This window comes from Streptomyces sp. 135, assembly GCF_020026305.1.
Classification (GTDB): domain Bacteria; phylum Actinomycetota; class Actinomycetes; order Streptomycetales; family Streptomycetaceae; genus Streptomyces.
Map to the genome: position 1 here is coordinate 4,280,445 of NZ_CP075691.1, position 21,967 is coordinate 4,302,411.

Consider the following 21,967-nt stretch of genomic DNA (forward strand, 5'->3'; position numbering starts at 1 on the left):
GTGAAACCACGGCACCGGCGGCACGGAGGGAGCGCATACAACGGGCCGCTCCACGAGAAAGTCGGGCCGCCCCACGAGAAAGGGGCCGCACCCAGCGGGTGCGGCCCCTTCACTCAGTCCAGCCAAGCGCAGTGCTTAGGCGGAGACGACCTCGATGTTGACCTTCGCGGCAACCTCGGGGTGCAGACGCACGGACGTCGCGTGGGCGCCCAGCGTCTTGATCGGCGAGCCCAGCTCGACGCGACGCTTGTCGATCTTCGGGCCACCGGCAGCCTCGATCGCCGAAGCGACGTCAGCCGGGGTGACGGAACCGAAGAGGCGACCGGCCTCGCCGGAGCGGACGGCCAGACGGACCTTGACGCCCTCGAGCTGCGCCTTGATCTCGTTGGCCTGCTCGATCGTCGCGATCTCGTGGATCTTGCGCGCACGACGGATCTGCGCGACGTCCTTCTCGCCACCCTTGGTCCAGCGGATCGCGAAGTTCCGCGGGATCAGGTAGTTGCGGGCGTAGCCGTCCTTGACGTCTACGACCTCGCCGGCGGCACCGAGGCCGGAGACCTCGTGGGTGAGGATGATCTTCATTAGTCGGTCACCCTTCCCTTATCGCGCGGTGGACGTGTAGGGCAGCAGCGCCATCTCACGGCTGTTCTTCACGGCCGTGGCGACGTCACGCTGGTGCTGCGTGCAGTTGCCGGTCACGCGGCGGGCACGGATCTTGCCGCGGTCGGAAATGAACTTCCGCAGCATGTTCGTGTCCTTGTAGTCCACGTACGTGACCTTGTCCTTGCAGAAAGCGCAGACCTTCTTCTTAGGCTTGCGCACAGGCGGCTTCGCCATGGTGTATCTCCTGTGTGATCAAGAAGTGGGGGTACGACCCACCCTCGGCCCGAAGGCCAGAAGCCCTGAGGCTTAGAAGGGGGGCTCGTCCGAGTAGCCGCCACCGGAGCCGCCGGAGCTTCCGCCCCAGCCGCCACCGCCGCCGCCCTGCTGCTGGCCGCCGCCGGCCGGAGCACCGGTCGCCCAGGGGTCGTCGGCGGGAGCACCGCCGCCACCCTGCTGCTGACCGCCGCCGGAGCCACCGCCCCAGCCGCCGCCCTGCTGGCCGCCGCCACCGCCGCCGTAACCACCCTGGCCGCCCTGGCCACCGCGACCGGTGGTCTTGGTGACCTTGGCCGTGGCGTTCTTCAGGCTGGCGCCGACTTCCTCGACGTCCAGCTCGTAGACCGTGCGCTTGACGCCCTCACGGTCCTCGTAGGACCGCTGCTTCAGTCGGCCCTGCACGATGACGCGCATGCCTCGCTGGAGCGACTCCGCGACGTTCTCCGCCGCCTGACGCCAGACCGAGCAGGTCAGGAACAGGCTTTCGCCGTCCTTCCACTCATTCGTCTGACGGTCGAAGGTGCGGGGGGTGGACGCGACACGGAACTTCGCGACCGCCGCACCGGAGGGGGTGAAGCGCAGCTCGGGGTCGTCGACAAGATTGCCGACGACCGTGATGACGGTCTCGCCTGCCATGGGGGAACCTCTCGGCGGGTTTGCTGCTGGCTGCTTGTTGCTGCTACTCGATTCCCGGGTGCCGCTGAGCTAGAGAGCTCAGTGCATCTCGGGACGGAGGACCTTGGTCCGGAGGACCGACTCGTTCAGGTTCATCTGTCGGTCGAGCTCCTTGACGACCGCAGGCTCGGCCTGGAGGTCGATGACCGAGTAGATGCCCTCGGGCTTCTTCTTGATCTCGTAGGACAGACGACGACGGCCCCAGGTGTCGACCTTCTCGACCTTTCCGTTGCCCTCACGGACGACGGAGAGGAAGTTCTCGATCAGCGGGGAGACAGCGCGCTCCTCGAGATCGGGGTCGAGGATGACCATCACTTCGTAGTGACGCATGTGGAACCCACCTCCTTTGGACTCAGCGGCCACGGTCGTTCCGTGGCAGGAGGGTCGTGATGCGTACGCAACCGTATCGGCCGCCACTGACAATCGGCTTCCGCGAGCGGGAGCTCCTGCCGTGGCCCGGGCAGACACGGGTGCAGACGGTACAGACTACCCGCACCGAGGCTTCCGGTTGAAATCCGGCGGGGGACGGGCAGAATCTGTACACATCGGGTGTGTATGGCGCTACGATGCGCCGCTCTCCGCAGGAGGTGCCTCACATGGCACAGACGATGCGACACAACACCACTACCTCGCTCTTCGCCTCGGACGGCAAGTCCCATCCGCTCCAGGACACGCTGGTCGGCGTGACGCTGGTGCTGGGTGCGATCGCGTTCGTGACGGCGATGTTCCACAACCTCCATCTGCTCAGCTCGTGGACGGGCCTGGTCGGGATCCTCACCGGCGCGTACGGCCAATTCATCTCGGCGACGACCCGCGAGCGCTTCGGCCTGATCCTGGGCATGGGCGCCGCGGCGATCGGGTTCTTCCTGGGCATGGCACACGGCGGACTCTTCGGCGGAATCGTCGGCTGACCGCCCCTCGGCACCCCGGTCCCGGGCGGGACCGGGGGTCGAGGTTGCGTACGGCCAGTCGGGGCGCTCGCGGGGCGCAGTAGGCTTCGGCGCGAGAGCCGGAGCCCCTGAACCCATGGGGACACACCAGCCCGAGGAGCGCCCCGAATGAGTCTGACCCTGAGGACCATCAGTCGCGAGCAGCATCTGGCGTATATCCAGACACTGCCGTCGGCGAGTCATTGCCAGGTCCCGGCATGGGCTGACGTGAAGAGCGAATGGCGCTCGGAGAACCTGGGCTGGTTCGACGACAGGACCGGCGAGCTGGTCGGTGCGGGCCTGGTGCTCTACCGGCAACTGCCCAAGCTGAAGCGGTATCTCGCGTACCTCCCCGAGGGGCCGGTCATCAACTGGTACGCCCCGAACCTGGACGAGTGGCTCCAGCCGATGCTGGCGCACCTCAAGCAGCAGGGTGCCTTCTCCGTGAAGATGGGCCCGCCTGTCGTGATCCGCCGCTGGGACGCTCCGGCGATCAAGGCCGGCATCCAGAACCCGGACGTGAAGCGGCTGCGGGACGTCGAGGCGACGTTCATCGAGCCGCGCGCCTTCGAGGTCTCCGACCGGCTGCGCCGGATGGGCTGGCAGCAGGGCGAGGACGGCGGCGCCGGCTTCGGTGACGTACAGCCCCGATTCGTCTTCCAGGTGCCGCTGGCCAACCGCTCTCTGGACGAGGTCCAGAAGGGCTTCAACCAGCTGTGGCGGCGCAACATCAAGAAGGCCGAGAAGGCCGGCGTCGAGGTCGTCCAGGGCGGCTACCAGGACCTCGCCGAGTGGCAGCGCCTCTACGAGATCACGGCCATCCGCGACAAGTTCCGCCCGCGGCCGCTCGGTTACTTCCAGCAGATGTGGCAGGCCCTCAACTCCGAGGACCCCAACCGCATGCGGCTGTACTTCGCGCGGCACAACGGCGTGAACCTGTCGGCCGCCACGATGCTCGTCGTCGGCGGGCACGTCTGGTACTCCTACGGCGCGTCGGACAACATCGGGCGCGAGGTCAGGCCCTCGAACGCGATGCAGTGGCGGATGCTCCGCGACGCGTACGCCATGGGCGCCACGGTCTATGACCTGCGCGGCATCTCCGACTCCCTGGACGAGACGGACCACCTCTTCGGTCTGATCCAGTTCAAGGTGGGCACCGGTGGTGAGGCCGCCGAGTACATCGGCGAGTGGGACTTCCCGCTCAACAAGCTGCTGCACAAGGCGCTCGACATCTACATGTCGCGCCGCTGATCCCGCACAATTTCGCTTCATAACTCTGATACACCGCAGACACGAGAAAGGTTCCGGGATCCAGCCATGGCGCTCACGCTCTATGTCGACACCGCGCGCTGGCGGGCACATCACAAGCACGTGCTGGAGCAGTTCCCGGGCATCGTCCCGGTCTGCAAGGGCAACGGCTACGGCTTCGGTCATGAGCGCCTGGCCGAGGAAGCCACGCGCTTCGGCTCCGACATCCTCGCCGTGGGCACCACCTACGAGGCGGCCCGGATCAAGGACTGGTTCAGCGGTGACCTGCTGGTCCTGACCCCGTTCCGGCGGGGCGAGGAGCCGGTGCCGCTGCCCGACCGTGTGGTCCGCTCCGTGTCGTCGCTGGACGGCGTGCACGGCCTGGTGGGCGCCCGCGTCGTCATCGAGGTCATGTCCTCGATGAAGCGCCACGGCATCAGCGAGCAGGAGCTCCCGCAGCTGCACGCCGCCATCGAGGACGTACGGCTCGAAGGCTTCGCGCTCCACCTGCCGCTGGACCGCACCGACGGCTCCGACGCCGTCGAGGAGGTCATCGGCTGGATGGACCGCCTGCGCGCCGCCCGTCTGCCGCTGCACACGATGTTCGTCAGCCACCTCAAGGCCAACGAACTGGCCCGCCTCCAGCAGCAGTTCCCGCAGACCCGCTTCCGGGCGCGCATCGGCACGAACCTCTGGCTGGGCGACCACGAGGCCACCGAGTACCGCGGCGCCGTCCTGGACGTCACCGCCGTCGCCAAGGGCGACCGCTTCGGCTACCGCCAGCAGAAGGTCGCGTCCGACGGCTGGCTGGTCGTGGTCGCGGGCGGCACCTCCCACGGCGTCGGCCTGGAGGCCCCGAAGGCGCTGCACGGCATGATGCCGCGCGCCAAGGGAGTGGCTCGGGCGGGCCTCGCGACCGTCAACCGCAATCTCTCGCCGTTCGTCTGGGCGGGCAAGCAGCGCTGGTTCGCGGAGCCCCCGCACATGCAGGTCTCCATCCTCTTCGTGCCCTCCGACGCGCAGGAGCCCAGGGTCGGCGAGGAACTGGTGGCCCATCTGCGGCACACCACGACCCAGTTCGACCGCATGGTGGACCGCTGAGGCACTGCCGGAGCACCCCGCACCAGACCGAGGGGCCCGGACACGACATGCGTCGTGTCCGGGCCCCTCGGCCGTGTGACGGCCCTGTCCGCCGCCACTCTCCCCGTGTTCGCTCAGGGCGAACACCCGCCGCGCACCTGACGGCGGGACAGCTCAGCGCGGCAGATCGGTCGCCGTCCCCCACTTCACGAACGACCCCTCGGCCGAGTGCGCCACAGGCCGCGTCGGCTGCGCCACGGGCCCGAGCACGAAGACGTCCTCCACGCCGTCCAGGGCGCCGCCCGACGGGTCGTCGTCGCCACCCCGGCGCACCACGTCCCGCTCCGGCATCAGGATGTCGCGTACGACCACCGCGCACAGGTACAGCGTCCCCAGCAGGTGGACGACGATGGCCACCTGATAGCCCTCGGTGGGCAGGCCTTTGTGCGCGTCTCCGCTGGTCGTGTACGCCAGGTACATCCAGATCCCGAGGAAGTACGCGACCTCGCACGCCTGCCAGATCAAGAAGTCGCGCCAGCGGGGCCTCGCGAGCGCGGCGAGCGGGATCAGCCACAGGACGTACTGCGGTGAGTAGACCTTGTTGGTGAGGATGAAGGCGGCCACGACCAGGAAGGCGAGTTGCGCGAAGCGCGGCCGGCGCGGCGCGGTCAGCCCGAGCGCTCCTATGGCCAGGCAGGCCAGGAGCATCAGCGCCACCGCCAAGGTGTTGACGGTATCGACGGGCAGCGGCGACTGCATGCGCTGGTTGAGGATCAGCCAGAACGACCCGAAGTCGACGTCACGCTCCTGGCTGAAGGTGTAGAACTTCGACCAGCCCTCACCGGCGAGCAGTATCACCGGGAGGTTGACCGCCAGCCAGGTGCCCACGGCGCCGAGCAGGCCGGCCCCGAACTCCCGCCAGCGGCCCGCGCGCCAGCACAGGATCAGCAGCGGCCCCAGCAGCAGCACGGGATAGAGCTTGGCGGCCGTGGCGAGCCCCAGGAGGATGCCGAAGGCGAGGGCACGCGCGCGTGCCCACATCATCATCGCGGCGGCCGTGAGGGCGACGGCGAGCAGATCCCAGTTGATGGTGGCCGTCAGCGCGAAGGCCGGTGCAAGGGCGACGAGCAGGGCGTCCCAGGGGCGACGCCGGTGCGTTCGTGCCACACAGACGGCGACGACGGCCGTGCAGACCATCAGTATCCCCGCGTTGACCATCCAGTAGATCTTCTCCTGGTGCTGGATGGATCCGCTGCCAGGCGTCACCCAGGAGGCCATCTCCATGAAGATGCCGGTCAGGACCGGGTACTCGAGGTACTCCATGTCGCCGGGCAGCTTGTCGAAGTACGGCACGAGGCCGTCGGCGAAGCCTCGCCCTTCGTACAGATGCGGGATGTCGGAGTAGCACGCGCGCGTGTACTGCGAGCTCGCCCCGGAGAACCACGCGCCGTTGTAGCACGGCAGCTTCTGGACCATGCCCAGCGCGAACATCCCGATCGCGATGAGCGCGATGACGCGGACGGGAGACCACCACTGCGCCGCGGACAGCGCCCTTCGGCCGAGGGGGCCGCCGAGCAGCTCACTGCCGGCCCGGGCGACCTCGTCCTCCTTCGTCGGCCGCACCGGCTCCGGCTCCTGCGGGCTCACGGGCTCGTACGCGCTCGTGCTCGGCGTCTCTGCGCCGGGACCGGCGCTGGGGTCTGCACTGGGCATGCCCGACATCCTGCCGTACGCGGCCGGCGACGCGCCGAGGGCCGCCACACCAGTCGGTGTGGCGGCCCTCGTTTCACGTGAAACATCTGCGGGGGAGGCCCCGGCTCAGCCTCTCGGGCCGCCGATGAACCCTCCGCCGTTCTGGTTCCCCTGGTCGTCGCCCGGCGGATCGTCCGTGGGCGGCGGTGATTCCCCGCCCGGGTCTCCGTTGGCGCCACCGTCCTCGGCACCGCCGTCCGCGCCGCCGTCGTTGTTGCACTCCCAGTCCCACTGGCTGCAGGACTCCTCGGGATCGGGTGACTGCGTCGTGGGGGGCTTGGTCGTCTCCGTCTCCGTGGGCGTCGGGGACGAGGGCTCGTCCTCCGGCTCCTTGGTCGCCGTGGGGCTCGGCGGCGGAGGCGGTGTCTCACCGACGAGCTGACCGATCGGCCCCGGCGTCGGGAAGGACCGCACAGGCTCGCCCTTGAGCGCCTTCGACATGTAGTCCTGCCAGATCTTCGCCGGGAACGAGGCGCCGTGGATCTTCTCCTCACCACCCGTGCCGAACATCTCCAGGAACTCGCGCTTCTTGTTGGTCTCGTCGTCGTCGAGCCGGTACATGCTGATCGCCGTCGAGAGCTGCGGGGTGTAACCGACGAACCAGGCGGACTTGTTGCCGTCCGTCGTACCGGTCTTGCCCGCGACCGGGCGGCCGCTCAGCTGGGCCGAGGTGCCGGTGCCCTTCTCCACGACGGTCCTCAGCACGTCGGTGACGTTGTCGGCGACCTGCGGGGTGAAGGGGTGCGTGGTCTCCTTCTCGTGCCGATAGACCGAGTCGCCCTTGTACTCGACTTCCTTGACCGAGTACGGCTCGTTCTGCTTGCCGCTGGCCGCGAACGTGGCGTAGGCCCCGGCCATCCGGATCGCGCTCGGCGACGATGTGCCGAGCGAGAAGGAGGGGTAGTTGGCGCTGGCCATGGAGCTGTCGTCCTTGAGGCCCGCGTCAATGGCCGCCTGCTTCACCTTGTCCAGACCGACATCCATACCGAGCTGCACATAGGCCGAGTTGACCGACTCCCGCATCGCCTCACGAAGGTCGATCTGATAGCTCGGAGGGTTGTAGGACGCGTCTCCGTCGTTCTTCTGGAGCCACTCCTTGCCCTCGCGGTCGGTCCAGACACTGCCGTTGTAGTTCTGGATCTTCAGCTCGTTCTTGCCGCTGTACAGGCTCTTGGGGTTGACCACAGTGCGCTCGGCATTGCTCTGCACCTCCGGGCCATCAGGGTTGCGTACGCCGTACTTGAAGGCGGCGGCCAGCACGAACGGCTTGTACGTCGATCCCACCTGGGCACCGGTCTGGTCGGCGTTGTTGGTGAAGTGCTTCGTCGCGTCCTCGCCGCCGTAGATGGCCTTGATGGCGCCGCTCTCGGGATCCACGGAGGCACCGCCGAACTGGACGTGCGTGTCCTTCTCGGGGCGCAGCTTCGGCTTGATCTTCTCCTTGCGGACCTTGTTCACCGCGTTCTCGAGTTCCTTGACCTTCTTCCTCTCGAAGGTCGTGTGGATCTCGTAGCCGCCCTGCTGGAGCTCCTCGGCGGTGATGTCCGTGTTGCGGATGACGTACGCCTTGGCCAGGTCCACGAGGTAACCGGTCTGGCCGCCCAGCTGGGTGTTCGACCGCGGGTTCTGGAGCTTCGGGAACACCTTGTACTTGTTCCGCTGCGCGGCGGTCAGGTGGCCGTCCTTGACCTCCTCGTCGAGGATCCACTCCCAACGCTTCCTGGCGCGCGCGGTGTTGTCCTTCTGGTTGGCCGCGGGGTCGATCTCGGGGTAGCCGGCCGGGTCGTAGTACGTGGCGCCCTTGAGCACCGTCGCGAGGAGCGCGCACTCGCTCGGGTCCAGCTGCGTCGCTTCCTTGTCGAAGTAGGCCCGGGCGGCCGCCTGGATGCCGTAGGCCCCACGACCGTAGTAAGCGGTGTTGAGGTAGCCGGCCATGATGTCTTCCTTGGACACGGTCCGGCCGACCTTTATGGAGATGAAGAGCTCTTTGAACTTGCGGCTGAACGTCTGCGACTGATCACCGAGACGCGCGTTCTTCACGTACTGCTGGGTGATCGTGGAGCCGCCCTGCGTCTGCCCGCCCTTGGCCATGTTGACCACGGCACGCGCGATACCCATGGGGTCGACGCCCTTGTCGTCCTCGAAGGTCTTGTTCTCCGCCGACATGACGGCGAAGCGCATCTCCTTGGGGATGTCGTCGTAGTCGATGATCTGGCGGTTGCGCTCACCACCGGTCGCGACCATCTGCTTGCCGTCGGCCCAGTAGTAGACGTTGTTCTGGGCCGTGGCCGCCTTGTCGACCTCGGGCACCTGCACCAGGGCGTACGAGATGCCCGCGACGGCCATCAGGCCGCCGAGGAAGCTCAGGAACAGGCCGGTGACCAGGCGCCACGAAGGAACCCAGCGCCGCGCGCCCTGCTTGCCCGCGCGCGGGTAGTCGATGAACCTCTTCTTGCCGGGCTGCTGGGGTCCACGGCCCCTGCCGCGCCCGGGGCCGGATCCGCCGGAACCGCCGGGTCCACCCCCGCCACGGCGTCCGCCACCACCGGCACGTCCGCCGCCGGAGGCCTCGGCCGCCCTGCGGCGACCGCCTCCCGCCCCGACCGAACCACTGCGTTGCGCGGCTCGCCGGGCCTGGGCCCGGCCTCCATAGGGCTGGCCCCCCTCGTCCGGGGCCCCGGCTCCAGGTGCCCCATAGGAGGAAGAGGACGGTCCAGTGGCATCTCTCGGCGCCGCACGGCGGCCCGACGGCGCTCCTGGGGCGCCACGCCTGGCCGCGGCGCGTCCGCCGCCCTGCGGCTGCGGCGGCTTGCGACGGTGCTCGCTCATCGAACGATTACTCCTCGGGCAGGCGCAGCTGTCCGCGCCTGGAAACGGCGGCTGGTTTCCGGTCCCCCCGACGTACGGATGCGCCCGTTCCGGCGCTCACCCGCACTACACCGGGGACGACGACGCTCCCTGGCGTCACTTGGTTCCCGGCGGCATACATGGCGCACAGACTACGCACCGTCAAAACCCTCGTAGAGCCGAAGTTCACCCCAAATCAGGCAAGTTACTTCCTACGAATCGGTGATGTGACGCCGTTCACCGTGCCCCCTCTTGTCTCGTGCGGGTCACCGTTCTATCGTCTCGATGTATCGAGTCGATACATCAGCTCGGCATAAAGGCCGTACTGAGGGACCGCGGCAGACGGGAGGCGAAGATGAGCAGGCGCTCCGGCATCCTGGAATTCGCCGTCCTCGGCCTCCTCCGTGAGTCCCCGATGCACGGCTATGAGCTGCGGAAACGTCTCAATACGTCGCTGGGAGTCTTCCGCGCCTTCAGCTACGGGACCCTCTACCCCTGCCTCAAGACGCTGGTCGCCAACGGCTGGTTGATCGAGGAGGCGGGCAGCGCCTCCGAAGACGCCCTCGCGGCCCCGCTCACCGGGCGCCGCGCCAAGATCGTCTATCGGTTGACGGCGGAAGGTAAGGAGCACTTCGAGGATCTGCTCTCGCAGACCGGCCCCGACGCGTACGAGGACGAGCACTTCGCCGCCCGCTTCGCCTTCTTCGGGCAGACCTCGCGGGACGTACGCATGCGGGTGCTCGAGGGCCGCCGCAGCCGACTCGAAGAGCGCCTGGAGAAGATGCGTGCCTCCCTGGCCCGTACCCGGGAGCGCCTGGACGACTACACGCTTGAGCTGCAGCGGCACGGCATGGAGTCCGTGGAGCGCGAAGTGCGCTGGCTGAACGAGCTCATCGAGAGCGAGCGAGCGGGACGGGACCAGCAACGGCCCTCCCGCGAAAGCTCCGCTCAGCAGGACAGCACATCTGGGGAGTCGGCGGGCCTGCCCCGGCGGCGGGAGAACGACCCGCCGCCGGATCCGTCCGATGACCCCACCAAGTGAGATCCAGCGTTCCGCGGGGTCTCATCCGGAATACCGAGAACACACAGGGAGCAACCGGAATGGGTTCGGTTCGCGTAGCCATCGTCGGCGTGGGCAACTGCGCCGCCTCGCTGGTCCAGGGCGTCGAGTACTACAAGGACGCCGACCCGGACGCCAAGGTCCCGGGCCTGATGCACGTCCAGTTCGGCGACTACCACGTCCGTGACATCGAGTTCGTCGCCGCCTTCGACGTCGACGCGAAGAAGGTCGGACTCGACCTCGCGGACGCGATCGGCGCCAGCGAGAACAACACCATCAAGATCTGCGACGTGCCGAACACCGGCGTGCAGGTCCAGCGTGGCCACACCCTCGACGGCCTGGGCCTGTACTACCGCCAGACCATCGAGGAGTCCGCCGAGGCCCCGGTCGACATCGTCCAGGTCCTCAAGGACCGCGAGGTCGACGTCCTCATCTGCTACCTGCCCGTCGGGTCCGAGGACGCCGCGAAGTTCTACGCGCAGTGCGCCATCGACGCCAAGGTCGCGTTCGTCAACGCGCTGCCGGTCTTCATCGCCGGTACCAAGGAGTGGGCGGACAAGTTCACCGAGGCCGGCGTGCCGATCGTCGGTGACGACATCAAGTCGCAGGTCGGCGCCACCATCACGCACCGCGTGATGGCGAAGCTGTTCGAGGACCGCGGTGTCCGCCTTGAGCGCACGATGCAGCTCAACGTCGGCGGCAACATGGACTTCAAGAACATGCTGGAGCGCGACCGCCTGGAGTCGAAGAAGATTTCGAAGACGCAGGCCGTCACCTCGCAGATCCCCGACCGGGAGCTGGGCGAGAAGAACGTCCACATCGGCCCGTCGGACTACGTGCAGTGGCTCGACGACCGCAAGTGGGCGTACGTGCGCCTTGAGGGCCGTGCCTTCGGTGACGTCCCGCTGAACCTGGAGTACAAGCTCGAGGTCTGGGACTCCCCGAACTCCGCGGGTGTCATCATCGACGCCCTGCGCGCGGCGAAGATCGCCAAGGACCGCGGCATCGGCGGCCCGATCCTCTCCGCGTCCTCGTACTTCATGAAGTCCCCGCCGGTCCAGTACTTCGACGACGAGGCCTACGAGAACGTCGAGAAGTTCATCAAGGGCGAGGTCGAGCGCTAAACAGCTCTCTCCTTGTCACTCGTCGAGGGTCCCCGGGCAGTCCACCCGGGGACCCTCCTCGTATGTGAGGGTGTGCCCCATGGCTGTCGTCGGTGACCTGCGTGTCCTGCTGCGTCTGCGGGACTTCCGGCGCCTGCTCGCCGTACGGCTGATCTCCCAGAGCGCGGACGGCGTCTACCAGGTCGCCCTCGCGACCTACGTGGTCTTCTCACCGGAGAAGCAGGCCTCGGCCGGAGCGATCGCCTCCGCGATGGCCGTGCTGCTCCTCCCGTATTCGCTGGTCGGCCCCTTCGCGGGCGTCCTCCTGGACCGCTGGCAGCGTCGGCAGGTCTTCCTCCACGGCAACCTCCTGCGGGCGGCACTGGCGGCCCTTACCGCTCTGCTGATGCTCAGCGGCGTCCCCGACTGGCTCTTCTACGCCTCCGCGCTGTGTGTCACCGCCGTCAACCGCTTCGTGCTCGCGGGGCTCTCCGCCGCGCTGCCGCGGGTGGTCGACGCCGACCGCCTGGTCATCGCCAACTCCCTCTCGCCTACCGCGGGGACGCTCGCCGCGACCGTGGGCGGTGGCCTCGCCTTCGTCGTGCGGCTGTCGGGCTCGGATTCGGACGCGGTGGTGGTCCTGCTCGGGGCGGCCCTGTACCTCTGCGCGGCGCTCGCCTCGCTCCGCATGGCGCGTGACCTGCTCGGCCCCGACCCCGACCTGGTGCGGCCCCGCCTCGGGGAGGCACTGGCCGGCACGGCCCGTGGTCTGGCGGCGGGGCTACGACACCTGGCCCAGCGCCCGGCGGCCGCCCGCGCGCTGGGCGCGATGACGGTGCTGCGGTTCTGCTACGGCGCGCTCACGGTCATGGTCCTGATGCTGTGCCGGTACGCATGGACATCCACGGAGTCCGAGGGGCTGGCGCTGCTCGGCCTCGCGGTCGGCATCTCCGGGGCGGGCTTCTTCGTGGCGGCGCTGGTGACCCCCTCCGCGGCGGGCCGACTGGGACCGGGCGGCTGGATCGCCGCGTGCGCGGCCACGGCGGCGGTCCTGGAACCGGCCCTCGGCCTCACCTTCGCCCCCGTGCCTCTGCTCATCGCCGCCTTCGTCCTCGGCCTGACGACGCAGGGCGCGAAGATCGCCACGGACACGGTGGTGCAGTCCTCGGTGGACGACGGCTTCCGCGGCCGGATCTTCTCCCTCTACGACGTCCTCTTCAACGTCGCGTTCGTGGGCGCGGCGGCAGTGGCGGCACTGCTTCTGCCCGCTGACGGCCGGTCGATTCCGCTTGTCGTCATGGTGGCTCTGCTGTACGCAGCGATTGCGGCGACTATGACCCGCTTTGACGTGCAGTAAGTGTCACATCAGTGCCACAGAGCCTCTCTGGGCTTCAGAGATGCGGCTGCGCCCCGATAACTTACGGGCGTCTTATTCGCGCCATCGCGCTCTCGTTCGAGGGGACCCCCAAAAAGTGACCACTCCGCCGCCCCAGGGCCAAGCTCCGTACCCGCCTCAGGGCCAGAACCCGTACGGACAGCAGGCCCCGGGCGCGCCGTATCAGCAGCAGGGGGCTCCCTACCCTCCGCAGCAGGGCGCGCCGTACCCGCCCCACCAGGGTGGGCCCGTGCCTCCGCCGGCTGCTCCTCGCCGGGGCGGCAAGAAGCTCCTTCTGCGCATCGGCGGGTTCGCCCTCGTCGCCATCCTCATAGCCATCGGCAAGTGGTACTTCGGCTCCAGTGACGCCGAGACCACCTCCGTGGGCAGTTGCATGCGGAACGAGGGCACGATGAGTAAGCCTGACTTGCGTGACGTCGACTGCTCGTCGAGCGACGCCGAGTTCAAGGTCGTCGAGAAGTTCGACGACACCAGCGACGGCGACAAGTGCGAGGCCGTCAAGACGTCCGAAATCGCCTACTACCAGCAGGGCAAGGGCCACAACGTGGTGCTCTGCCTCAAGAAGGTGCAGTAGGCGACGAAGAGGGGCGCTGTTTCACGGTTTCACGTGAAACAGCGCCCCTCGGCGCGTTTGGGGCGGGTGGGTGTTTCACGTGAAACATCCACCCGCCTTCAGCCTCAGTCCTGCGTCGCCCACCACTCCTTGAGCGCCGCCACCGCCGCGTCCCGCTCCATCGGTCCGTTCTCCAGCCGCAGCTCCAGGAGGAACTTGTAGGCCTTGCCGATCACCGGTCCAGGGCCCACGTCCAGGACCTGCATGATGTCGTTGCCGTCCAGGTCGGGGCGGATCGAGTCCAGCTCCTCCTGTTCCTGGAGGCGGGCGATGCGCTCCTCCAGGCCGTCGTACGCACGCGACAGCGCGTTCGCCTTGCGCTTGTTGCGCGTCGTGCAGTCGGAGCGGGTCAGCTTGTGCAGGCGCTCCAGGAGCGGCCCGGCGTCGCGTACATAGCGGCGTACGGCCGAGTCCGTCCACTCACCCGTGCCGTAGCCGTGGAAGCGCAGGTGGAGCTCGACGAGGCGCGAGACGTCCTTCACCAGCTCGTTGGAGTACTTGAGCGCCGTCATGCGCTTCTTGACCATCTTGGCCCCGACCACCTCGTGGTGGTGGAAGGAGACCCGCCCGTCGCTCTCGAAGCGACGGGTCTTCGGCTTGCCGATGTCGTGCAGCAGCGCGGCCAGCCGCAGTGTGAGGTCCGGTCCGTCCGTCTCCAGCGCCATCGCCTGCTCCAGGACGATCAGCGAGTGGTCGTAGACGTCCTTGTGGCGGTGGTGCTCGTCCCGCTCCAGGCGCAGCGCGGGCAGCTCCGGCAGGACGCGCGCGGCGAGCCCCGTGTCGACGAGGAGGGCGAGGCCCTTGCGCGGGTACGCGGAGAGGATCAGCTTGTTCAGCTCGTCCCGTACCCGCTCCGCGGACACGATGTCGATGCGCTCGGCCATGGCCTTCATCGCGGCGACGACCTCGGGCGCCACCTCGAAGTCCAGCTGCGCGGCGAACCGCGCGGCCCGCATCATCCGCAGCGGATCGTCCGAGAAGGACTCCTCGGGGGTCCCCGGAGTGCGCAGGACACGCTCGGACAGGTCCTCAAGGCCTCCGTGCGGGTCGACGAACTCCTTCTCGGGGAGCGCCACGGCCATCGCGTTCACGGTGAAGTCACGGCGGACGAGGTCTTCCTCGATGGAGTCGCCGTAGGACACCTCGGGCTTGCGCGACGTCCTGTCGTACGCCTCGGACCGGTACGTCGTGACCTCGATCTGGTAGCCCTCTTTCTGGCAGCCGACCGTGCCGAAGGCGATTCCGACCTCCCACACCGCGTCCGCCCACGGTCGGACGATCTTCAGTACGTCCTCGGGGCGGGCGTCGGTCGTGAAGTCCAAGTCGTTGCCGAGCCGGCCGAGGAGGGCGTCCCTGACCGAGCCACCGACCAGGGCGAGAGAGAACCCGGCCTCCTGGAAACGGCGGGCAAGATCGTCCGCGACAGGGGATACACGCAGCAATTCGCTGACCGCGCGGCGCTGCACCTGGCTCAGTGCGCTGGGATTGTCTTCGTTGGCGTTCGGCACAACAGAAAAGGGTACGTGCCCCGGGCGCCCGGGGCCGACCCGATTACCGCCGGGTCGTCCGCGCCGTCCAGGGCTCGCGCCGCGTCCCGGCCAGGTCTTGCGATCATGTGGAGCAGACCGCGGCACTTCGTCACAGCGCGCATCGTTACCATGCGTGGACGCACAACCGACGACCACTGACGACGAGGGACGGGCGAACGCGTGGCCGAGGCGGCAGACTTCCCGGGGACGAGCCCCTCACCTGCCCGCCGGTGGCTGCGGCGCACCGCAGCACTGCTGGTGGGTACCCCTTTGCTGGCCGGCCTCCTACAGGCCCCGGTCGGCCCCGTGGCGCACGCCGCCGTGCCGAGCGCGCCGGCCGACGCCACCGGTTCCGGCACCGTCGACGTATCGCTGGACGCCCTGACCCCGACCGCTCCCGACGAAGACGACAAGATCACCGTCTCCGGCACGGTCACCAACCAGGGCAAGCAGACGGTGACCGGGGCCCAGGTCAGGCTGCGGGTGGGATCGGCGCCCCTCGGCGGCCGGAGTGAGATCGACGGCGCCGCGAAGCGCACCGGCTTCCAGCCGGGGCTCGACGGCACGGAGGTCGGCGGCAAGTACGTCGACAAGTTCGCCAAGCTCGTGCCCGGCGTCCGGCAGGACTTCAGCGTCTCCGTGCCCGTCAAGGCCCTGCACCTCGGCGCCGACGGCGTCTACCAGCTGAGCGTCGCCCTCACCGGCCAGAACGCCGCGCAGCCCTACCCGCAGGTGCTCGGCATCGAGCGCACCTTCCTGCCGTGGCAGACCGAGGCCGTCGACACGAAGACGAAGACGACCTACCTGTGGCCGCTCATCGCCGACACGCACCTCACGGCGAAGACCGAGTCCGACGAACAGCAGACGCCTGTTTTCAGGAACGACGAACTGGCCGACGACCTCGCGCCGGGCGGCCGTCTCCAGCAGCTCCTGGCCCTCGGCAGCGACCTCGACGTCACCTGGGTCATCGATCCGGACCTGCTCGCCTCCGTCGAGGCGATGACGAAGGGCTACCGGATCCAGAACCCCGACGGACGGACGACCAGGGCGGGCAAGCACCAGGCGGTGGCCACCGCCTGGCTCAACGACCTGGAAGCCGCGGTCAAGGGCAAGAAGGTCGTCGCGCTGCCGTTCGCCGACCCCGACCTCGCGTCCCTCGCGCACAACGGCAGGGCCGTGACCGGGTCCCTCAGCCACCTCAAGGAGGCCACCGACGCGGGAGCCAGCGCGGTGGACACGATCCTCCACGTGAAGCCGAGCACGGACTTCGCGTGGCCCGCCGACGGGGCGATCGACCCGTCCATCGTCGACGTCTCGACCTCCGCGGGCGCCCATACGGTGATCGCCCGCAGTGACAGCCTCCGCGAGACCGACGGCCTGACGTACTCCCCGACCGCGGCCCGGCCCATCGGCGGCGGTACGACCGCCGTGGTGGCCGACGCACGCCTCTCCACGGCCTTCCAGGGCGACATGACGGAAGCCGAGAACTCCACGCTGGCCGTCCAGGAGTTCGTCGCCCAGAGCCTGATGATCAACCTCCAGGACCCCGGCAGGCAGCGCAGCATCGTCGTCGCGCCGCAGCGCATGCCCACGGCCAGTCAGGCCCAGGCGATGGCGAAGGCGCTGACCACGCTCCAGGACGGGCAGTGGTCGGAGTTCGACGACCTGACCACGGCGGCGAAGGCGAAGCCGGACCCGAGGGCCACGACGCGGGTCCCGTCGACCGGGTCCTACCCGGCCGCGCTGCGCAAGCAGGAGCTGCCCCGGTCGGCGTTCGAGTCGATCCACGAGACCCAGGGCATGCTCGAGCGCTTCCAGGTGATCCTCACCGAGAAGGACCGCGTGGTCACGCCCTTCGGAAGGGCCATAGACCGCGAGATGTCGACGTCCTGGCGCGGCCGCCCGTCGGAGGCGACCACCTACCAGGCCGGCGTCAAGAACTACCTGCGGGAGCTCACCGAGCAGGTGGCTCTGATCGAGAGGTCCGACGCGAAGCTCTCCGGGCGCAGCGCGACCATCCCGGTGTCGGTGCAGAACAACCTGGTGCAGGGCGTCGGCCACCTGAACCTGCGGCTGTTCTCGGAGAACCCCACCCGCCTGAAGATCGGCGACGGTCAGTACGAAGAGATCCCCATCGAGGTCGCTGGCGGTCACTCCCAGTCGGTGAAGTTCACCACCACGGCCAACGCCAACGGCCCGGTCCCGGTCTATGCCCAGCTCTACACGGAGGACGGCGAGCCCTACGGGGAGCCAGTGGCCTTTGAGGTCAATGTCACCGAGGTCACTCCCGCGGTGATGCTCGTCATCGCCGGCGGTCTCCTCCTGCTCGTACTCGCCGGTTTCCGGATGTACACGCAGCGCAAGCGTGCGGCGCGGAAGCCCGCCGTGCAGGAAGGCCCCGACGAGGGTCCCGACGGGGGATCCGGTCCCGCGTCCGGGGAAGGCGACCCCGAGCAGCCGAGTGACCCGACACCGGACACCGCCCCGGAAAGCACCGACCCGTCGGACACGGGTGAGAGAGTGGACCGTTGAGCGATGTCGTGGCCGGTGGGCCCGGGGACGATGAGGTGGGGTAAACCATGAACGCGCCGTACGACGGTGACCGTGGCCAGGGCTCGGGCGGCCCTGCCTCGCCCGGAGGCCCGCCGCAGGACTCAGCCGACTACGGGCAGCAGGTTCCACCGCAGCCCGCGCCCGACGCGTACCTCCAGGACGCCTACGAGGAGGACCCCTACCGGGCGCGGGACCTCTCCGCCCAGGATCCGGTGACCGAGGCGCTCTACGACCGCGCGGCGCACCCCCCGCCGCCGCCCGGCACCTACCCGCAGCAGCCGCTCTACGGCCCGCCGGCCGCCCCCGAGCACGCCCCTGACCCCCGCGTGTGGGCCCAGACGCCGGCCCCCGAGCCGGAGGGCCCGACCCGGCACCTTCCGTACGGCGACGACGCCCGTACGACGCAGTTCGTCGGCGTCGACGACCTGGTCACCCAGGCGGGCGAGGAGCGCCACGAGCCGGACGCCTTCGCGCACCTCTACCGCGACCAGCAGCCCGGCGGCTACCGCGGCCAGCAGGTCGACTACCAGCAGGGCGGTTATCCGCAGGACAACGGCTACCCCCAGGGCGACGGCTATCCGCAGGGCAACGGCGGCTACCCCCAGGAGAACGGCTACCCCCAGACCGGTGGCTACCCCCAGACCGGTGGCTATCCCCAGAGCTCCGGCTACCCCCAGAGCGGCGGCTACCAGCAGCCGGTCAACGGCGGCTACACGCCCGCCGACCAGCCGATCGTCCCCGCCCCCGCGCCGGCCCCGGCTCCCACGCCCGCACAGGCACCAGCACCGGCACCAGCACCGGCACCGACACCGACACCGGCCCCCAAGTCGGGGGGCCGCGCGGCGAGCCTGCTGAAGTCCAGTGCCGTCATGGCGGCAGGCACGCTCGTCTCGCGCCTCACCGGCTTCATCCGCTCCGCACTGATCGTCTCGGCGCTCGGCGTCGGTCTGCTCGGCGACACCTTCCAGGTCGTCTACCAGATCCCGACGATGATCTACATCCTCACCGTCGGCGGTGGGCTCAACTCCGTCTTCGTGCCCCAGCTGGTGCGCTCCATGAAGGAGGACGAGGACGGCGGCGAGGCGTACGCCAACCGCCTGCTGACCCTCGTCATGGTGGCGCTCGGCCTGCTCACCGCCCTGGGCATCGTCCTCGCCCCCCAGCTGGTGCGCGTGATGTCCGTCCCGGTCGCCAACGACCCGGCGGCGACCGAGGTCGGCACCACGCTGCTGCGCTACTTCCTGCCCTCGATCTTCTTCATGGGCATCCACGTGGTGATGGGCCAGATCCTCAACGCGCGCGGAAAGTTCGGCGCGATGATGTGGACCCCGGTCCTCAACAACATCGTCATCATCGCCGCGCTCGGCATGTTCATCGGGGTGTACGGGACCTCGGCGTCGTCCAGCATGAACGTCGAAAGCATCCCGCCGGAGGCCGAGCGCCTCCTCGGTTTCGGTGTCCTGCTCGGTCTCGTCGTGCAGGCCCTGGCGATGATCCCGTACCTGCGCGAGACCGGGTTCAAGCTGCGTCCGCGCTTCGACTGGAAGGGCCACGGCCTGGGCAAGGCCGCCAAGCTCGCCAAGTGGACGATCCTGTTCGTGCTGGCCAACCAGGCGGGCGCCCTCGTCGTCACCCAGCTGGCCACCGCAGCCACCACCGACCTGCCCTCCACGAGTGGCATCGGCTTCTCCGCCTACGCCAACGCCCAGCTCATCTGGGGCCTCCCGCAGGCGATCATCACGGTGTCCCTGATGGCGGCCCTGCTGCCCCGGCTCTCCCGCTCGGCCCAGGACGGCGACCCCGGATCCGTCCGTGACGACATCTCCCAGGGCCTACGCACGACAGCGGTCGCGATCGTGCCCATCGCCTTCGGGTTCGTCGCGCTCGGCATCCCGATGTGCACGCTGATCTTCGGTTCCTCGGGCAGCGCCCAGGCCACGAACATGGGCTACATGCTGATGGCCTTCGGTCTCGGCCTGATCCCCTACTCCGTGCAGTACGTCGTGCTGCGGGCCTTCTACGCCTACGAGGACACGCGCACCCCCTTCTACAACACGGTCATCGTGGCCGCGATGAACGCCGCCGCCTCGGCGGCCTGCTACTTCGCGCTGCCCACCCGCTGGGCCGTCACCGGCATGGCCGCCGCCTACGGCCTCTCGTACGCCATCGGCGTGGGCGTCGCCTGGCAGCGGCTGCGCAAGCGGCTCGGCGGCGACCTGGACGGTTCCCGCGTACTGCGTACGTATGCCAGGCTCGGTATCGCCGCGCTGCCCGCGGCGATCCTCGCGGGCGGCGCCGCGTACGCGATCACCAAGAGCCTGGGACAGGGTGTCCTCGGATCGCTGGCGGCCTTGGTCGCGGGCGGTGCCGTACTGCTGGGAGTCTTCTTCGTCGCCGCGAAGCGCATGCGCATCGAGGAGCTCAACTCCATGGTGGGCATGGTCCGAGGCCGTCTCGGTCGCTGAGATGAGGAGTACCGCACAACCATCGCCGGCCACCGCGTGTCGTGCATAGCACCGGACTGTGGGCACAATTGGCTTTGGCGTCTGACGTAGCGCAACGGATGGGGAGGCAGGAGCGACGGTGGCGGAACGGAGCACGGCTGCCGTCGACGTGGCAGACAACAGCGGTGACGAGCCGCTGACCGCCAAGGCGGAGCAGCCCACGGCCGACGGGGTGGCCCAGACCCGGGAGCGGGACACGGCAGCAGACGATGACGCGGCGGATACAGAGAAGCCCATGAGCCGTGGGGCCTCCTCACCCCCCGAACTGCACAGTGGCCACAAGCTCGCCAGGCGCTATCGGCTCGAAGAGTGCGTCACCCGTCTGGACGGATTCAGCAGCTGGCGCGCGGTGGACGAGAAGCTCCGCCGTGCCGTCGGCGTCCACCTGCTGCCCGCGGACCACCCGCGGGCACGTTCGGTCCTCGCGGCGGCCCGCTCCTCGGCCCTCCTCGGCGACCCGCGGTTCGTACAGGTCCTGGACGCTGTCGAGGAGAACGACCTCGTCTACGTCGTCCACGAGTGGCTCCCGGACGCCACGGAGCTCACCGCGGTCCTCGCGGCGGGCCCGCTGGAGGCACACGACGCGTACCAGCTCGTCAGCCAGATCTCCCAGGCCATGGCGGCCGCCCACCGCGAAGGGCTGGCCCATCTGCGGCTGACCCCGAGCGCCGTGCTGCGCACCTCCTCCGGCCAGTACCGCATCCGCGGCCTCGCCGTGAACGCGGCCCTGCGCGGCATCAGCTCCGACACCCCGCAGCGCACGGACACGGAGGCGATCGGCGCTCTCCTGTACGCCTCGCTGACCCAGCGCTGGCCCTACGAGGACGACGCCTACGGCCTCTCCGGGCTGCCCAAGGACATCGGCCTCATCGCCCCTGACCAGGTGCGCGCGGGCGTCCACCGCGGCCTCTCCGAACTGGCCATGCGGGCGCTCGTCAATGACGGCGCGACCGCCTCCCGCCAGGACCCGCCGTGCACGACGCCGGAGGAGCTGGTCAAGGCCATCGGTGAGATGCCCCGCATCCGCCCGCCGGAGCCGGCCTTCACCGCGCCCCCCGAGTACCAGCGCACCACGTACCAGCAGGGCAGCTACGGCCGCCCCGTGCCCCACCTCGGCGCCACCCAGCCCGTGCTCACCCCGCCGCCCCCGTTGCAGAGCCGCACCGGCCGGGCCCTCAAGTGGGCCGTGTCCGCGCTGCTCATCGCCGCGCTCGGCCTGGGCAGCTGGCAGCTCGCGGACGCGCTCATGGACCGCGAGAACTCCGGGGACGCCAACGACACGCAGACGACCCAGGGCGACGACAAGGACCGGCCGAAGCCCAAGAAGCCGATCAGCATCGAGGGCGCGCAGGAGTACGTCCTGAAGGGCTCCCCCCAGGATCCGGAAAGCGTCGGCAACACCTACGACAAGGACCGGGCCTCGCTCTGGCGCACCAAGACGTTCAATGACGGTCCCGCGCTGGCCCCGTACAAGCCCGGTGTCGGTATCGTCTATGACCTCGGCTCGGAGCAGGATGTCTCGGCGGCGTCGATAGCCCTTCAGTACGGCGGACCCCACACCACGGTCACGCTGTACGCCGTGGATTCGCTCTCACCGTCGACACCGATCAGCTCCATGAAGAAGATCGGCGGCACCACCACTTCGGGCACCACCGCGAAGATCGAGGCCAAGAAGCCCGTGAAGTCGCAGTACGTGCTCCTGTGGGTGACCGCGGTGCCGAAGTCCGGCCCCGACGGGTACTACAGGGCAGGGTTCAAGCAAGCCATCACGGACGTGAAGTTCAAGGGCTGAGGACCGG

At 68.9% G+C, this 21,967-nt stretch carries 17 protein-coding genes; 10 read left to right on the forward strand and 7 right to left on the reverse strand.

The window, feature by feature from the left end:
- Positions 1 to 135: 135 nt before the first annotated feature.
- The 4 genes from rplI to rpsF all read right to left on the reverse strand — a co-directional run bounded on the left by rplI (position 136) and on the right by rpsF (position 1,884).
- A complete protein-coding gene (gene rplI / locus KKZ08_RS19310; RefSeq protein ID WP_223775638.1) occupies positions 136 to 582 on the reverse strand; it encodes a 50S ribosomal protein L9 in 447 nt (148 codons plus the stop codon).
- A gap of 18 nt (positions 583 to 600) precedes the next feature.
- On the reverse strand, positions 601 to 837 hold the full coding sequence (gene rpsR, locus KKZ08_RS19315; protein WP_003949403.1) for a 30S ribosomal protein S18: 237 nt from the start codon (positions 835 to 837) through the stop codon (positions 601 to 603).
- A gap of 72 nt (positions 838 to 909) precedes the next feature.
- A complete protein-coding gene (locus KKZ08_RS19320) occupies positions 910 to 1,515 on the reverse strand; it encodes a single-stranded DNA-binding protein (RefSeq protein WP_223775639.1) in 606 nt (201 codons plus the stop codon).
- Positions 1,516 to 1,593: 78 nt separating this feature from the next.
- Positions 1,594 to 1,884, reverse strand: coding sequence for a 30S ribosomal protein S6 (rpsF, locus tag KKZ08_RS19325; protein ID WP_016644628.1), 291 nt, complete (start codon positions 1,882 to 1,884; stop codon positions 1,594 to 1,596).
- Positions 1,885 to 2,150: 266 nt separating this feature from the next.
- Between rpsF and KKZ08_RS19330 the strand changes: the two genes are divergently transcribed.
- The 3 genes from KKZ08_RS19330 (at position 2,151) to KKZ08_RS19340 (ending at position 4,832) form a co-directional block, all read left to right on the forward strand.
- Positions 2,151 to 2,465, forward strand: coding sequence for a hypothetical protein (locus KKZ08_RS19330; RefSeq protein WP_223775640.1), 315 nt, complete (start codon positions 2,151 to 2,153; stop codon positions 2,463 to 2,465).
- A gap of 147 nt (positions 2,466 to 2,612) precedes the next feature.
- Positions 2,613 to 3,734: a peptidoglycan bridge formation glycyltransferase FemA/FemB family protein gene (locus KKZ08_RS19335; protein ID WP_223775641.1), complete on the forward strand. Its 1,122-nt coding sequence runs from the start codon at positions 2,613 to 2,615 to the stop codon at positions 3,732 to 3,734.
- Positions 3,735 to 3,800: 66 nt separating this feature from the next.
- Positions 3,801 to 4,832: an alanine racemase gene (locus KKZ08_RS19340; protein ID WP_223775642.1), complete on the forward strand. Its 1,032-nt coding sequence runs from the start codon at positions 3,801 to 3,803 to the stop codon at positions 4,830 to 4,832.
- A gap of 153 nt (positions 4,833 to 4,985) precedes the next feature.
- On the opposite strand, the gene KKZ08_RS19345 is transcribed toward KKZ08_RS19340, so the two are convergent.
- Positions 4,986 to 6,524, reverse strand: coding sequence for a glycosyltransferase 87 family protein (locus tag KKZ08_RS19345; RefSeq protein ID WP_223775643.1), 1,539 nt, complete (start codon positions 6,522 to 6,524; stop codon positions 4,986 to 4,988).
- A gap of 105 nt (positions 6,525 to 6,629) precedes the next feature.
- The gene (locus KKZ08_RS19350; protein WP_223775644.1) at positions 6,630 to 9,392 is read right to left on the reverse strand and encodes a transglycosylase domain-containing protein; all 2,763 of its coding nucleotides are present in this window, start codon (positions 9,390 to 9,392) and stop codon (positions 6,630 to 6,632) included.
- Positions 9,393 to 9,765: 373 nt separating this feature from the next.
- Here KKZ08_RS19350 and KKZ08_RS19355 point away from each other — a divergent pair, with 373 nt between their 5' ends.
- The 4 genes from KKZ08_RS19355 (at position 9,766) to KKZ08_RS19370 (ending at position 13,543) form a co-directional block, all read left to right on the forward strand.
- Positions 9,766 to 10,452, forward strand: a complete 687-nt coding sequence (locus tag KKZ08_RS19355) for a PadR family transcriptional regulator (protein ID WP_223775645.1) — start codon at positions 9,766 to 9,768, stop codon at positions 10,450 to 10,452.
- A 59-nt stretch (positions 10,453 to 10,511) separates the two neighbouring features.
- Positions 10,512 to 11,594, forward strand: coding sequence for an inositol-3-phosphate synthase (locus KKZ08_RS19360; protein WP_223775646.1), 1,083 nt, complete (start codon positions 10,512 to 10,514; stop codon positions 11,592 to 11,594).
- A gap of 79 nt (positions 11,595 to 11,673) precedes the next feature.
- Positions 11,674 to 12,930, forward strand: a complete 1,257-nt coding sequence (locus tag KKZ08_RS19365; RefSeq protein ID WP_223775647.1) for an MFS transporter — start codon at positions 11,674 to 11,676, stop codon at positions 12,928 to 12,930.
- 268 nt (positions 12,931 to 13,198) lie between these two features.
- On the forward strand, positions 13,199 to 13,543 hold the full coding sequence (locus tag KKZ08_RS19370) for a hypothetical protein (RefSeq protein ID WP_320590473.1): 345 nt from the start codon (positions 13,199 to 13,201) through the stop codon (positions 13,541 to 13,543).
- Between the two features lie 104 nt (positions 13,544 to 13,647).
- Here KKZ08_RS19370 and KKZ08_RS19375 read toward each other — a convergent pair whose 3' ends face one another.
- Positions 13,648 to 15,090, reverse strand: a complete 1,443-nt coding sequence (locus KKZ08_RS19375; RefSeq protein ID WP_223775649.1) for a CCA tRNA nucleotidyltransferase — start codon at positions 15,088 to 15,090, stop codon at positions 13,648 to 13,650.
- 201 nt (positions 15,091 to 15,291) lie between these two features.
- Between KKZ08_RS19375 and KKZ08_RS19380 the strand changes: the two genes are divergently transcribed.
- From KKZ08_RS19380 to KKZ08_RS19390, 3 genes are all read left to right on the forward strand, one after another.
- On the forward strand, positions 15,292 to 17,643 hold the full coding sequence (locus KKZ08_RS19380) for a DUF6049 family protein (protein ID WP_223775650.1): 2,352 nt from the start codon (positions 15,292 to 15,294) through the stop codon (positions 17,641 to 17,643).
- Positions 17,644 to 17,690: 47 nt separating this feature from the next.
- The gene (gene murJ / locus KKZ08_RS19385; protein WP_223775651.1) at positions 17,691 to 20,129 is read left to right on the forward strand and encodes a murein biosynthesis integral membrane protein MurJ; all 2,439 of its coding nucleotides are present in this window, start codon (positions 17,691 to 17,693) and stop codon (positions 20,127 to 20,129) included.
- 118 nt (positions 20,130 to 20,247) lie between these two features.
- A complete protein-coding gene (locus KKZ08_RS19390) occupies positions 20,248 to 21,960 on the forward strand; it encodes a protein kinase family protein (protein WP_223775652.1) in 1,713 nt (570 codons plus the stop codon).
- Positions 21,961 to 21,967: the final 7 nt, after the last annotated feature.